We start from the raw sequence: 14,710 nt of genomic DNA, 5'->3' as shown, positions 1-14,710 counted from the left end.
AATAGATATTTTAGACAATAAAGGAGCATGAAATTAATGGCTGATAAAGATACTTTTTATATTACAACTCCAATTTACTATCCATCTGGTAGATTGACTATCGGTAACGCTTATACCACAATTGCAGCTGATACTATGGCTCGTTACAAACGTAGCCAAGGTTTTGATACATTTTTCTTAACTGGTACCGATGAACACGGTTTAAAAATTGAACAAAAGGCTGAAGCTCAAGGAATTAAACCTAAGGAATTTGTAGATAAGATGGCAGATTCTTACAAGAAATTGTGGAAGAGCTTGAATATTTCTTATGACAAGTTTATTAGAACTACTGATGAAGAACACGTTAAGGCTGTTCAAAAGATTTTTGAAAAGCTTTTAAAGAAAGGCGACATCTACTTAGGTGAATACACCGGTTGGTACTCAGTTGAAGATGAAGAATACTTTACTGAATCACAACTTGCTGAAGTATATAAAGACGATAATGGCAATGTTATCGGTGGTAAAGCTCCTAGTGGTCACGAAGTTCGTTTAGTTAAAGAACCATCATACTTTTTCAAGATGAGTAAATATGCTGATAGATTGGTTGAATACTACAAGGAACATCCTGATTTCATTTTGCCTCACTCACGTGAAAAAGAAATGCTTAATAACTTCATTAAGCCAGGACTGGAAGATCTTTCAGTAACTCGTACTACGGTTAACTGGGGTATTCCTGTTCCAAGTGATCCAAAACATGTAGTTTATGTATGGATTGATGCTCTTTCAAACTATATTACTGCATTAGGCTATGGCTCAGATAATGATGCTTTATTTAAGAAATACTGGCCTGCAGATGTTCACTTAGTAGGTAAGGAAATTGTCCGCTTCCACACTATTTATTGGCCAATCATGCTGATGGCTCTTGATTTGCCACTTCCAAAGCATATTATTGGTCACGGTTGGGTATTGATGAAGAATGGTAAGATGTCTAAATCTAAAGGCAACGCAGTTTACCCAGAGTCACTTACTAGTCGTTACGGCGTTGACCCACTTCGTTACTATTTAATGCGTGCACTTCCATTTGGTGCAGATGGTATCTTTACTCCAGAAGACTTTGTTGAAAGAATTAACTATGATCTAGCAAATGACTTAGGGAACTTATTAAACCGTACTGTATCAATGATTAATCAATATCAAAACGGTCAAGTAGCCCCAGTTCCAGTAGCACAAGATAAATTCGGCAAAGAATTGCAAGATACTGCTGCTAGTGTAATTGCTGACTATAGAGAATACATGGACTCACTCCACTTCTCACAAGCATTAGATAGCATCTGGAAACTTGTTGCACGTGCTAATAAATACATCGATGAAACTACTCCTTGGGTACTTAATAAGGAAGGCAAGATTGAAGAACTTTCACATGTAATGTCTAATTTGGCAGAAAGTCTTCGCTTGATTGCAGTTATGATTGAACCAGTTATGACTGAAACAGCACCTAAGATGTTTGAGCAACTTGGCTTGAACTGGAATGATGAAGATGAAAGAAAATTAGCATTTAATGACTTTGGCTGGAATACTAAGGTGGTTGAAAAGCCAACTCCAATCTTCCCACGTCTTAAAGCTGAAGAAGAAATTAAGTACATCAAAGATGAAATGGCTAAAGCTAAGCCAAAGAAGACCACTAGAAGTGAACAAAAGAAGACCGACGAAATTACTATTGATGACTTTGATAAGGTAAAGATTCAAGTAGGCCAAATTTTATCAGTAGAACCCGTTAAGGGATCAAGTAAGCTTTTGATGTTTAAGCTCGACTTTGGTGATGGTAAAGAACGTCAAATTTTAAGTGGTATCCGTAAGTTTTATCCAGATGCTAGTGAACTTTTAGATAAAAAGGTATTAGCTGTTACTAACTTGAAGCCACGTAAGATGCTAGGTCATTTAAGTGAAGGCATGCTTTTATCTAGTGAAAAAGATGGCGAGATTAAGTTAGCTTTAGTTGAAGATGAACATGCAAATGGAGCTGAATTAGGTTAATGGAGCTTATTGATAACCATACCCATTTAAACGATGAGCCTTTTCGTGGAAAAGAACAGTATTATCTTGATCGTGCTAAAGGCTTGGGCGTTACAAAGGTAATTTGTGTTGGTCAAGATCCTGAATTTAATAAGCGAGCTGTAGAATTAGCCCAAAAATTTGATAATGTTTATGCAATGGTAGGATACTGTCCTGATATTGCTAAAGATTATGATCAAAAAGCAGAAGATGAATTAATCAAGCAATTAAAAATGCCTAAGGTAGTTGCACTTGGTGAAATTGGCTTGGATTATTACTGGGATGAATCTCCACGTGATAAGCAGCGTGAAGTTTTTAAAAGACAGATTGAAGTTGCTCATGATTTGAAGATGCCAGTTAATATTCATAGTAGGGATGCGTTTGAAGACTGCTACGATATTTTAAAAAATAGCAATCTTGAATATGGAGCCGTTTTACATAACTTTAATGGTGGCGTAGATTGGTTGAATAAGTTTTTAGACTTAAATATCTATTTCTCATATTCTGGTGTTGTCTCTTTTACCAAAGCAACAGAAGTACATGAGAGTGCCAAAGTTGTTCCACTTGATCGCCTTTTGATTGAAACTGATGCGCCATATTTAACACCTAAGCCCTATCGAGGTAAACAAAATGAAACTGGATATGTGCGTTATGTTGCTGAAGCAATTGCTAAACTAAGAGATATTCCGCTTAAGGAAGTAGCTGATGTTACTTATAAAAATGCAGTGAGAGTTTATGGTCTTAAATAGAAAGAATTTTGATGCGGTAATCGTCGTTGAGGGAAAAGACGATACTATTCGCTTAAAACAATTTTTCCCAGGTATTGAAACCGTAGAAACTAATGGATCTGCTGTTTCTGATGCTGTTTTAAATCAATTGAAGAAATTAAGCAAGACAAGACAAATTATTGTCTTCACTGATCCAGATTTTAACGGTGAAAGAATTCGCCGGATTGTGACTAATGCTGTTCCTAGTGCTAAACAGGCTTTTATTACACGTAAAGAAGGCGAACCTCATAAAAAAGGTAGCTTAGGTGTAGAACATGCTTCAAAAGAAGCTATTGAAAGAGCTTTGAAAGATTTACATGAAGTTGATCCTCAAAAAAGTGATCTAACCATGGAAGAATATAATAAGTTAGGTTTAGCAGGAGGTAGCGGCTCACGTAAGCTGCGTGAACAAGTTGGGATAAGGCTTAGTGTTGGCTATGGCAATTCCAAGCAATTTTATAATCGCTTGCATACTTTTGGAATTTCACTTGATGAATTAAAAACGGCTGTTGATGAATTAAAAACGGCTGTTGAGGAGGTAAAAAATGGCAAATAATATTCCAATTGGTTCACCCGTTAGAACTAAGGCAATTATTAATCGCTATTTTGTAAAAGCTAAGAAAAATTTGGGTCAAAACTTTTTAGTTGATCAAGATGCAATCTTAGGGATTGTTGAGGCAGCTGATATTCAACCAGGAGATCAAGTAATTGAAATTGGTCCAGGGATTGGCTCTTTAACGGAACAGCTTCTTTTGGCTGGTGCTAAGGTTTTTGCATATGAAGTTGATGATAGCTTACCTGAAATTTTGCATAATGAATTGCCTAAAAAGATTGGCGAACAGTCATTAAATGATCGTTTTAAACTTTTGTTAAAAGATGTTCTTAAGGCAGATTTTCAAAATGACTTAGCGGGATTTTTCGATATGAAACAGCCAATTAAGGTAGTAGCTAATTTACCATATTACATTACTACTCCCATTATCTTCGCTTTATCTGAATCTGATTTGCATTTTTCTAGTTTGACATTAATGATGCAAAAAGAAGTGGCAGAAAGATTAGAAGCCAAACCAGGTAATAAAGAATATGGTCCTTTAACAATTTCTGTTCAAACAGAAATGAATGTCAAAATTGCGCTTGAAGTTAAGAGTACATCATTTATGCCTCGTCCTAAGGTGGATTCCAGTGTTGTGGTTTTAACACCACTTCAAGAAAGACCCAAGATTGAAAACCGTAAACACTTTATTTGGGTAGTTAAGATGTGCTTCTCTCAGAGAAGAAAAACATTAAATAACAACTTAAAGGCTTTGATTCCAAATGCTAAAGAGCGTGAAGCTTTAATTAGTAAATTGGGAGTTGATCCAAGAGTTAGACCAGAAGATTTAACAATTGATCAATTTATTGAAATAGCTAGAAATATACCAGCCAAGTAGTGTATAATATTGATTTTATTGTATTTTTATGATAAAATTTCACAGAAGGAGTTGTTGCTTAGTGCCAACATCAATTATTACAATAAAGCAGAAGTTGGATTCTCACTTAGGTGATACCATAACAGTAGTAGCTCAAGCGGGTCGTAAGAAAGTTACAAAAAGACGTGGAATTTTAAGAGAAACATTCCCTGCAGTCTTTGTGGTTGATTTAGATCAACATCAAAATAATTTTAAACATGTTTCTTACAGTTATACAGATTTATTAACTAAGAATATTGCATTAGAGTTTGATGATGAGGCTGAAGAGGCCGAAGCTTAATAAGTGTAAAAAAGGCACTAGCATTTTTTAAAATGTTAGTGCTTTTTTTGCCCTCTAGAGTATATTAATTAAGTATAAAACCAAACATTAGAAAGGAAATATAATGAAACGTTCAGAAAGACTAGTGGACATGACCAAATATTTGATGGAACGTCCTCATACATTAATTGCACTACCTTTCTTTGCTAAACGCTATGGCGCTGCTAAATCATCAATTTCAGAAGATTTGGCAATTTTAAAGCATACACTTGCTAGCAATCAAGATGGGATTCTAGAAACTGTTGCAGGAGCAGCAGGTGGTGTACGTTATATCCCATTTTTGGGTAAAAGTCATGCAGAAGATTATTTGTCAGATTTAACAGCAAGAATTGAAGATCCAAGTCGTATTTTGGCCGGTGGCTTTGTTTATTTATCAGATATTTTAGGTAATACACAAGATTTACGTAGAATTGGTGAATTAGTTGCTACTCATTATGCTTATGAAGAAATAGATGCTGTCATGACCGTTGAGACTAAAGGTATTGCCTTAGCACAAGCTATTGCACGTTATTTGGATGTGCCTTTTGTTACCGCAAGAAAACGTTCAAAGGTTACTGAAGGTGCGACTGTCTCAGTTAACTATATTTCATCCTCATTATCACGAGTTTCTAAGATGGAATTGCCAACACGTGCATTGAAAAAAGGCTCAAAAGTTTTAATCGTTGACGACTTTATGAAAGGCGGCGGCACTTTGACAGGTATGGAAGAGCTTGTTAAAGAATTTGAAGGAACTATTGCTGGCGTTTGTGTACTTTGTGAAGCTGATTTTGACAATGAAAAATTGATTAATAATTATCTTTCATTAGTGAAAATTAGTGAAATTGATACTACACAGAAGATTATTTCCGCTGAACCGGGAAACTTCTTGGATGAAACTGATTTTGACCGTTTTTAAAATGGTATACTAGACTCAAGTTTTGATTATTAAGAGGTTATTTATCAATGGAAAAATACGTAGTTGTTCTTGCTGCAGGCAAGGGTACACGAATGAAGTCTAAATTGTATAAGGTTTTGCATAAAGTTTGCGGTAAGACTATGGTTGAACATGTCGTAGATGCTGCAAGTGGTGTTGAGCCTACTGAAATTGTTACTGTTGTAGGTACTGGTGCTGGCGATGTGGAAAAAGTTTTGGCTGACAAGTCAAAATTCGTTTTCCAAGAAAAGCAACTCGGTACCGGTGATGCCGTGATGACTGCTAAAGAAGTCTTAGGTGACAAAGATGGTGCAACATTAGTAGTTACTGGTGATACTCCATTATTTACTACTGATACTTTCAATGAATTGTTTAAGTATCATACAGAAAAAGGCAATGCAGCTACTGTTTTAACTGCTGAAGCTCCAAATCCATTTGGTTATGGTCGAATTATTCGTGATGAGCAAGGCAATGTTTTAAGAATTGTTGAACAAAAAGACGGTAATCCAGAAGAATTAAAGGTTAAGGAAATTAACACTGGTGTATTTTGCTTTGATAATAAAAAGTTATTTGAAGCATTAAAACATGTTGATAATAATAACGCTCAAGGTGAGTACTACTTGACTGATGTTCTTGAAATTTTGCGTAATAGTGGTGAAAATGTCGGTGCATATAAGATGCCTGATTTTAGTGAAAGCTTAGGTGTTAATGATCGTATCGCTTTAGCCCAAGCTACTAAGATTATGCAAAGAAGAATTAATGAAGAACATATGCGTAATGGTGTTTCATTCATTGATCCAGATACTGCCTATATTGATGCTGACGTAAAAATTGGTAATGATACAGTAATTGAAGGTAATGTTGTTATTAAGGGTAACACTGAAATTGGCAGTGAATGTTACATTACAAGCGGCTCAAGAATTATTGATTCAAAGATCGGTAACAATGTTACTGTAACTTCTTCAACCATTGAAAAATCAGAAATGGAAGATAATACTGATATCGGTCCTAATTCACACCTTCGTCCAAAGGCTCTTATTAAGAAGGGAGCACATATTGGTAACTTCGTTGAAGTTAAGAAGGCTGAAATTGGTGAAAATACTAAGGTTGGACACTTAACTTATGTTGGGGATGCAACTTTGGGTAAGGATATTAATATCGGTTGTGGTACTATTTTCTCTAACTATGATGGTGTTAAGAAGTTCCATACTAATGTTGGTGATCATGCATTTATCGGTGCTGGTTCAACTTTGATTGCCCCAATTAATGTAGCTGATCATGCATTTATCGCAGCTGACTCTACTATTACTAAGGATGTAGACAAATACGACATGGCAATTGCTCGTGGACGTCAAGTTAATAAGCCTGATTACTGGCATAAATTACCACTTTCAAAAAATGAAGATTAATGATTGTTATTAATCATAAAATAGCCTTAACTTTTTTAGTTAAGGCTATTTTTTTGTTTACAAAACTATATTAATATATTCAATGGTGATTTGGGATATGGTTACTATCTATTAATTTGGGTATATTGTTCTGCTAAATAAAATAACGAAGCATCTAATATTTTGTGCTAATAGAATTGAATAACAGAACAAAATTGAATAAAGAAGAGGTAGAGATTGATGCAGATGAATCGTAAGATTATTATGGCTTCAGTTGCCGCAATAATAGGGATTGGGAGCATTATTGGTATAAATACAGCAACATCTGGTGAAAATGTGGTTTATGCTAGTGTTTATAAAACTACAGGTAACAATAAAGTAAAAGTTGTTAAGAGTACTAGTTTTGTGAATAATCGAGGTGTAAAGCAGGCTATAAGTGCCGAGAAGGGTGGTAGCTATACTGTTTATGCAGTTAACTATATTGATGGTGTTGCCTACGTAAGTGTTCATAAAAGTAATCGATATTGGTTACCGGTTTCTGCGGTAAAAGGCAAGATCTTTTATCAACGTGGTAGGGATAATGCTACTTATATGATTAGTGCAGGAAATAACTCTGATACTGTATCTTTACAAACAAATAATAAAGGAAACGTAACTTTAAAATCTAACGCTTATGTATATAATTTAAAAGGCAAACGGGTTAATAATGATTTGGGTAAATACTTCATTACTAAAGGAGCATCGATTCCATATTATTGAATTAAAACCATAGCAGGTAAGAAATATTATTATTTGGGCAACGGTCAGTATATTAAGGCTAAAAATGTGGATGGAACTGGTTCGATTAAAGCTCATGTAGAAGTAACTCCTAGATCCTCTGGCGCTACACCCACAGATTATAGTAAGCCAACTTTAACTTTGAAAAGTAATGCATATCCATATAATTTAAATGGTGAACGAATTAATAATTATTTAGGCTTTACCTATATCAAAAAAGGTGCCACACTTAACTATCAGGGCTCTGAGAGAATCAATGGTCAGAATTATTATTATATTGGCGATGGTGCTTATATTAAAAACACAACGGTTGGATCAACTAATAATACAAATGCAGCACACAATAATACTATTACCTTAAATAAAAAGACCTATGCCTATACTGCATCTGGTAAAAAGATGTCTAAATACTTGGGATATACTTATATAAATAAAGGTACCACATTAAATTATTACGGCACTAAAAAGATTAAGGGAAAAACATTTTATTATATTGGCGACCATGCATACGTGAACGCCGCAAATGTTGGTAAAGTTACTAATGAATAAGAAATTGTTAAGGTAATGAGATTTGTAGACTATTTATTTACAAAATAATGTGTGAGCCCTACAATAGGAAGTGCTAAATAAAATTTTTAGACATGAGGTAGGTATTATTTATGAAATTAAATCATAAGTTAGTCATGGTATCAGCAGCTGTATTAATGAGTGTTAGTCCAGTTTTAGGTATGTCAGCAAATAGTGCATCTGTTCAAGCTGCACCAGTTGCACATGCTAAGGGTGTTAACAATACTTACGGTAAGAATAGTCGTGTTAAGTTAACTAAGACTATGAAGTTTGTTGACAGATATGGTAAGAAGACTTCTAAGACTGCACCTAAGGGTGGTACTTACACTATTTGGAATGTAAAGACTATTGATGGTCAAGTATATTACAGTATTCAAACTGATTTGAAGTACTGGATTCCAGCATCAGCAACTGAGGGTACTGTAACTTACAAGTCAGGTAACAAGACTTATACACTTAAGTCAAATGGCAGCAAAGTTACAACTACTGTTTCATCAAATAAAAAGACCACTTCAAGTAAGAATAGTAAGACTACTAAGTCATCAAAGACTAGTGAAAGTACTTCAAAGAAGTCAACTAAGTCTGACACTAAGAGTAAGTCAACTTCAACTACTAAGAAGGAAACTGCAACTAAGTCAGATACTTCAAAATCAGACTCAAAGAAGAGTACTTCAACTAAGAAAGCTACTTCATCAAAGTCAACTAACAAGACTACTTCAAAGAAGTCAGTAACCATTAAGCCTGTAAAGATTACTATGAAGAATAGAGCTTACGTTTACGACAAGAATGGTAAAAGAGTAAAAGATTACTTAGGTACAAGTTACGTTGGCAAGGGTGTTACTGTAAAGGGCTTAGGCACTAAGACTATTAATGGTGTTAAGTACTATGCTTTACAACCTAATCACTATTACGTAAAAGCTTCAGATGTAACTGTTAAGTAATAGATATATTGAAAGATGTCTTTTCGATTAAGAAAAGATGTCTTTTTTTGTCCTAAAATTGGCAAATTTCCAATTTGGATTTACAATAAGTAGATGAGTTTAAATATAGATGCGAGGTATATTATCGATGAAATTAAATCATAAGTTGATTATGGTATCAGCAGCTGCATTAATGAGCGTAAGTCCATTTGTAGGTACTGTGCAAAATGTTCAAGCTGCTACTACTAAATCATCAAGCAAAACTACTGCTAAGAAGACTACTTCAGCTTCAAAGACTAAGACTAAGTCTTCATCAAAGAAGGCTACTAGTCAATCTACTTCAACTAAGAAGACAAGTTCAACAAAATCAAGCTCTAAGACTACTTCTTCAACTAGTGCAAAGAGTACTTCAACTAAGAAGGCAGCTTCAAACACTATTAAGTTAGTTCACAATGCTTATGTTTATGACAAGAATGGTAAGCGTCTTACTAAGTACATGGGCAGTGCAAAGTACACTACTATTGCTAAAGGTGTAACTCTTAAGTCTAATGGTACAGTGAAGATCGATGGTGTTCTTTACTACAGCCTCGGTAATAATGCCTATATTAAGGCTGTTAACGTAGATGGCCCATCTGCTTCAGCTTCATCAACTACTAAGAAGCCATCTTCAAGTACTTCTTCAACAGTAACTGCTGTAAGCATTAAGATTGCTCGTAATTCATACGTTTATGATGAAAATGGTAAGCGTATTAAAAAGTATGAAGGTAAAGATAAACTTACTAAGGGTACTACTGTTGATTCATACGGTACAGAAACTATTGATGGTAAGTTATACTACCAACTTAATAAAAAGGGTACAGCTTTTGTAAAGGCAAGTAATGTAGATACAAATGAAACAGCTACTATTACTTTAAAGAAGAATGCCTACATTTATGATGGCAATGGCGATACTAAGAAAAAGAAAATTAAGAAGGGCAAGAGTGTAAAGGCTACTGAAGCAAGATACATTGGTACTAAGCTTTACTACAAGATTGGTGATGATCAATTTGTAAAGGCTGCTAATGTGGGTAAAGTTTCAGGTGCTAAGCTTGATCCTATCAATGAACCAGATGGAGAAGCAACTGTTGATGATCCATCGACTGATAATGTTAACCCAGATGTAACTAAGGTAACTACCATTGGTGTAACTCCACTTTACAATATTAAGGGTCAAAAAGACGACACCAGATTATTTGGTGCTGGTCAAAGTCAACAAGTTTCAGAATTAAGATATATTGCAACTTCAGCAAACGGTACCCCAGACTTGTTCTACAAATTAGCTAGTGGTAGAGGTTACTTGAAGGCTAGTGATGTAATTGTTAGTGGTAAGACTTTGTCACCTGTTAATACTCCAGAACAAGCTAAGGCTGATGTAACTGTTGCAACTGCAGCAGATAAGACTAAGTTGTCAGAAAGTATTAATAATTCTAAGAACGTTAAAAATTCTACTACTTACAAGCTTTCATCATCAGACTTAAGAAATAACTATGATAAGGCTGTTTCTGATGCAACTGCTGTTAATAACAATGCTTCAGCAACTATTGCTCAAGTTAATGAAGCAGTAGCTAACATTAATGAAGCTTACGCTAAGCTTAACGGTCAAAAAATAGTTGTAGCTAACTTAAGTAATCTTACTTTAGATGAAGCCAACCAAATTGTTAAGTTAGTTGCTAGTGTAAGAAACGTTCCAGAAAGTAATGTTCAATTCTCAAATAACAACACTACTTTAGCAATCGTTTCATCAAATGGCTACAATGAACCTTTGAATATTAGCGACTTTGCTCAACAAAGATAATTTGTTAACAAAATAAGACGTACACCTAGGGGTAGATGTACGTCTTATTTTTTAGGATATTTTCGTTGTACTAGAAAGTACACATATATTCTAACTTTTTTAGTGGCTAATAGTTAGTGATTTTGCTTGTTTTTTATTAATGAGAGCACACAATTAGTTTAGTAGCATTAATCCTGCGACATTTTAACGAAAATCTTGTTATAATTAGAAGTATAGTAGTTCTTTTTAGAATGACTTTTGCTAAAATAGAGCTGGTTAATTATTTTTACGGAGGAAATTATGTCCTATAAAGACGATATGATGATTTTTGCCCTCAACTCTAATGTACCGTTGGCACAAAAGATTGCTGATCGTGTAGGTATTCCACTTTCAAAATCAAGTGTTGAGCGTTTTAGTGATGGCGAAATTCAAATTAATATTGATGAAACTGTACGTGGTAAAGATGTATACCTTGTTCAATCAACTAGTGATCCAGTTAATGATAATTTGATGGAACTCTTGATCATGATTGATGCTGTACGTCGTGCTAGTGCACGTACAATTAATATTGTGATCCCTTACTATGGTTATGCCCGTCAAGACCGTAAGACTCGTGCTCGTGAACCAATTACTGCTAAGCTTGTTGCTGATATGCTTCAAACTGCTGGTGCAGACCGTATTCTTTCACTTGACTTGCATGCACCACAAATTCAAGGTTTCTTCGATATTCCAGTTGATAACTTAATGGGTGCACCACTCCTTGCTGATTACTTCTTGCGTAACCACTTGGAAGAAGATGCAGTTGTTGTTTCACCTGATCATGGTGGTGTTACTCGTGCTAGAAAACTTGCTGAATTCTTAGGTTGTCATATTGCTATTGTTGATAAGCGTCGTCCTAAGGCTAACGTCGCCGAAGTTATGAACATTATTGGTGATGTTAAGGGTAAGCGTGCAATTATTATCGACGATATGATTGATACTGCCGGTACTATTACTCTAGCTGCACAAGCATTAATTGATGCTGGTGCAACTGAAGTTTATGCAAGTGCAACTCATGCTGTTCTTTCAGGTCCTGCAATTAAGAGATTGAATGATTCACCAATTAAGAACTTGGTTCTTACTGATTCAATTAATCAACCAGCTGAAAAGAAGTTGGATAAGATGCTTTTAGTATCAGTTGGCCCACTTATGGGTGATGCTATTAAGTGTATCCAAGAACATAAAGCACTTAGTCCTTTGTTCAATACTAGATACGAAGAAGACAAGCACAAGTAAAAGTTGAATATTAAATAAAATGACTAACCAAATCGGTTAGTCATTTTTCGTTTATAATTCTTGGCCATTTGTTTTAATCACATTTTGGTACCAATAGAATGAATCTTTTTTGTAGCGTTTCATTGAACCATTTCCATGATCATCTTCATCAACATAGATAAAGCCATAGCGCTTTTTCATTTCTCCAGTAGATGCACTCACTAAGTCAATGCATCCCCATGGTAAGTAACCAATTACATCGATTCCATCTTCAGTGATGGCTTTTTTAATTTCTAGAATATGATCATGTAGGTAATTAATTCTGTATTGATCATGTACTTCATGATCCTCAGTTAATTTATCATAAGCGCCAAGTCCATTTTCTACAATAAATAATGGTTTGTGCCAACGGGTGGACATCCAATTTAATGCGTAGCGAAGACCAACTGGATCGATAGGCCAGCCCCAATCATTAGCCTTGATAAATGGATTTTCTACTAAGTCTTGGTATTCACGATAGTCTAAGTGATCTGTATATTTGGTAGTAAATGACATGTAATAAGAGAAGCCGATGTAATCAACGGTTCCTTGTTTTAAAATTTGTAGATCATTATCGGTAATATCTAAATTGTAGTTATTATTTTTAAAGTATTGCTTCAACCAGCTAGGGTATTCTCCATTAACTTGAACATCGCCAAAGTATAAGCGTGAATCCATTGCTCTTTGTGCAAATAAAATATCTTCTGGCTTAGGGGATGCGGGATAAATTGGACAAAAGGCTAACATACAACCGATTCGAAGCGAAGGATCTATTGCATGACCAATTTGAACGGCCTCAGCACTTGCTACCATTTCATAGTGAGCAGCTTGATACATAATTTTCTGTTTATCATCATCTTCGTTAAATTTAATTCCAGAATTTTCGTAAACAGAAATGTCACTTTCATAATTGGCTTGGTTATTAATTTCGTTGAAAGTCATCCAATATTTAACTTTAGTATGATACTTTTCAAAACATACATGGGCAAGGCGGGTAAAAAAATCAATTAATTTTCTGTTACTCCAGCCACCATATTTTGTAACTAAATGATAGGGCATTTCGAAATGAGAGAGTGTAACAACGGGCTCAATGTTGTATTTTAAGCATTCATCGAAAACTTTATCATAGAAAGCCAATCCCTCCTCGTTGGGCTGAGTTTCATCACCATTTGGAAAGATTCTTGTCCACGCAATAGAGGTACGGAATGCTTTAAATCCCATTTCAGCCATTAATTTAATATCTTCTTGATAGTGATGATAGAAATCAATGGCCTTGTGGTTAGGGTAATATTTACCTTCTTCGATGGTAGCAGTTAATTCACGGGGATACTCATGGCTACCCAGAGTCATGAGATCAGCGATTGAAATACCTTTTCCATCTTCGTTATAACCACCTTCAAGTTGATGAGCGGCAACAGCACCGCCCCATAAAAATTTTTTAGGGAAAATTGATTCAGTCATAATAAAAAACTCCTTCGTATATCTTATATCTGCATTATATGAAATCGGTTGCAATTATGATATATAAATGGAATTTTTTGGTATAGTTCGATGATTCAGTCAAATTTTCCTAAGATGGAACATAGTGTTCTATTCTTTTTCACTTAAGATCTTAATGATTCCTTCAATTATGTACATTACTGGTACCTGTGAAGATAGATCATAACCGTTTGGTCTTACAAATTGTTCATGATAAGTAAGAGTATAGCGACTCATTTTGGCTATAGGACTTGTTTCATCTGCAGTAACACTAACGATTAATACATCTTCGTTGTTAACGAATCTGTTGATCATTTCTACCATCTCGGTAGTTCTTCCAGAAACTGAAAAACATATAATGATGTTATTGGTAGTATTAGCTAATTTAGGAACAAGTGGATAAAATGGATCAGTTACTGGCCCTGCATTAAAGCCCAAAGCTGCTAGTTTTCTTGCTGCATATCCAGCTAAAAATGCAGAGTCGCCCATCCCCATAGTGATGATATTGTCAGCTTGATATATTTTATCAGCGACAATATTTAATTTACTAGTTAAATCATTAGGAAAATTTGATTTATTAATAAATTCAACTTCCACTTGATATGAACTATGGTTGTTGTTTTTTAGATAAGCTTTAAATTCAGGAAAGCTATTAAAGCCTATTTTATGAATAAAGCGCATTACCGATGAATTTGAAACATGTGCGTTTTGAGCAATGTCTCTTACTCGCATGTAAATAACTTTATCACTATTTTGTTCAATATAGCGGTAGATAGACATATCAACGGTAGATAATGACGATAAATTTTTAAATCCAAAAAAAGCCATAAGTTCAACTCCCATAATAATACTAATCTTATTTTAGCATAATCGAACACAGTGTTCCGTATGCGGAATAAAATGCTTAATCATAGTACTGTACCTAATAAGCATTAAAGCATTGTTTTTATGTAATCGTTTACATAGAATGATAA

The 14,710-nt window shown here is 34.8% G+C and carries 14 protein-coding genes; 12 read left to right on the top strand and 2 right to left on the bottom strand.

Annotated elements, in window-relative coordinates:
- Window positions 1–36: 36 nt before the first annotated feature.
- The 12 genes from metG to SO785_RS07635 all read left to right on the top strand — a co-directional run bounded on the left by metG (window position 37) and on the right by SO785_RS07635 (window position 12,239).
- Entirely contained in the window at window positions 37–2,013 is a 1,977-nt protein-coding gene (gene metG / locus SO785_RS07690; protein ID WP_011254078.1) for a methionine--tRNA ligase, read from the top strand.
- On the top strand, window positions 2,013–2,780 hold the full coding sequence (locus SO785_RS07685) for a TatD family hydrolase (RefSeq protein ID WP_003548876.1): 768 nt from the start codon (window positions 2,013–2,015) through the stop codon (window positions 2,778–2,780). Before metG ends, SO785_RS07685 begins: the two co-directional genes overlap by 1 nt.
- On the top strand, window positions 2,767–3,354 hold the full coding sequence (gene rnmV, locus SO785_RS07680) for a ribonuclease M5 (protein ID WP_003548877.1): 588 nt from the start codon (window positions 2,767–2,769) through the stop codon (window positions 3,352–3,354). The genes SO785_RS07685 and rnmV overlap by 14 nt, the downstream gene beginning before the upstream one ends.
- Window positions 3,344–4,228 carry a 16S rRNA (adenine(1518)-N(6)/adenine(1519)-N(6))-dimethyltransferase RsmA gene (gene rsmA, locus SO785_RS07675; RefSeq protein ID WP_003548878.1) on the top strand — a complete coding sequence of 295 codons (885 nt, stop codon included), beginning with the start codon at window positions 3,344–3,346 and terminating at the stop codon, window positions 4,226–4,228. Before rnmV ends, rsmA begins: the two co-directional genes overlap by 11 nt.
- Window positions 4,229–4,289: 61 nt before the next feature.
- Window positions 4,290–4,547, top strand: a complete 258-nt coding sequence (locus SO785_RS07670; protein WP_003548879.1) for a Veg family protein — start codon at window positions 4,290–4,292, stop codon at window positions 4,545–4,547.
- A 103-nt stretch (window positions 4,548–4,650) separates the two neighbouring features.
- The gene (gene purR, locus SO785_RS07665; RefSeq protein WP_003548880.1) at window positions 4,651–5,481 is read left to right on the top strand and encodes a pur operon repressor; all 831 of its coding nucleotides are present in this window, start codon (window positions 4,651–4,653) and stop codon (window positions 5,479–5,481) included.
- 47 nt (window positions 5,482–5,528) lie between these two features.
- Window positions 5,529–6,908, top strand: coding sequence for a bifunctional UDP-N-acetylglucosamine diphosphorylase/glucosamine-1-phosphate N-acetyltransferase GlmU (glmU, locus tag SO785_RS07660; protein WP_003548882.1), 1,380 nt, complete (start codon window positions 5,529–5,531; stop codon window positions 6,906–6,908).
- Window positions 6,909–7,127: 219 nt separating this feature from the next.
- Entirely contained in the window at window positions 7,128–7,646 is a 519-nt protein-coding gene (locus tag SO785_RS07655; RefSeq protein ID WP_003548883.1) for an SLAP domain-containing protein, read from the top strand.
- Complete coding sequence (locus SO785_RS07650) at window positions 7,647–8,213, top strand: SLAP domain-containing protein (RefSeq protein ID WP_172636171.1); 567 nt, start codon at window positions 7,647–7,649, stop codon at window positions 8,211–8,213. It abuts the gene before it with no gap.
- A gap of 110 nt (window positions 8,214–8,323) precedes the next feature.
- On the top strand, window positions 8,324–9,172 hold the full coding sequence (locus SO785_RS07645) for an SLAP domain-containing protein (protein ID WP_003548885.1): 849 nt from the start codon (window positions 8,324–8,326) through the stop codon (window positions 9,170–9,172).
- 127 nt (window positions 9,173–9,299) lie between these two features.
- Window positions 9,300–10,985 (top strand): SLAP domain-containing protein, encoded by a 1,686-nt coding sequence (locus tag SO785_RS07640; RefSeq protein ID WP_003548886.1) that lies wholly within the window; start codon window positions 9,300–9,302, stop codon window positions 10,983–10,985.
- A gap of 279 nt (window positions 10,986–11,264) precedes the next feature.
- Complete coding sequence (locus SO785_RS07635; protein ID WP_003548887.1) at window positions 11,265–12,239, top strand: ribose-phosphate diphosphokinase; 975 nt, start codon at window positions 11,265–11,267, stop codon at window positions 12,237–12,239.
- 51 nt (window positions 12,240–12,290) lie between these two features.
- On the opposite strand, the gene SO785_RS07630 is transcribed toward SO785_RS07635, so the two are convergent.
- Together SO785_RS07630 and SO785_RS07625 are read right to left on the bottom strand one after the other, a co-directional pair.
- Entirely contained in the window at window positions 12,291–13,718 is a 1,428-nt protein-coding gene (locus SO785_RS07630) for a 6-phospho-beta-glucosidase (RefSeq protein ID WP_011254081.1), read from the bottom strand.
- Window positions 13,719–13,847: 129 nt separating this feature from the next.
- Window positions 13,848–14,564: a MurR/RpiR family transcriptional regulator gene (locus SO785_RS07625; protein ID WP_011254082.1), complete on the bottom strand. Its 717-nt coding sequence runs from the start codon at window positions 14,562–14,564 to the stop codon at window positions 13,848–13,850.
- Window positions 14,565–14,710 lie beyond the last annotated feature (146 nt).

The sequence above is a fragment of the Lactobacillus acidophilus genome, from assembly GCF_034298135.1.
Classification (GTDB): Bacteria; Bacillota; Bacilli; order Lactobacillales; family Lactobacillaceae; genus Lactobacillus; species Lactobacillus acidophilus.
Note: the sequence above shows the minus strand (reverse complement) of the source record. Positions and strands in the feature narration are given on the sequence as shown.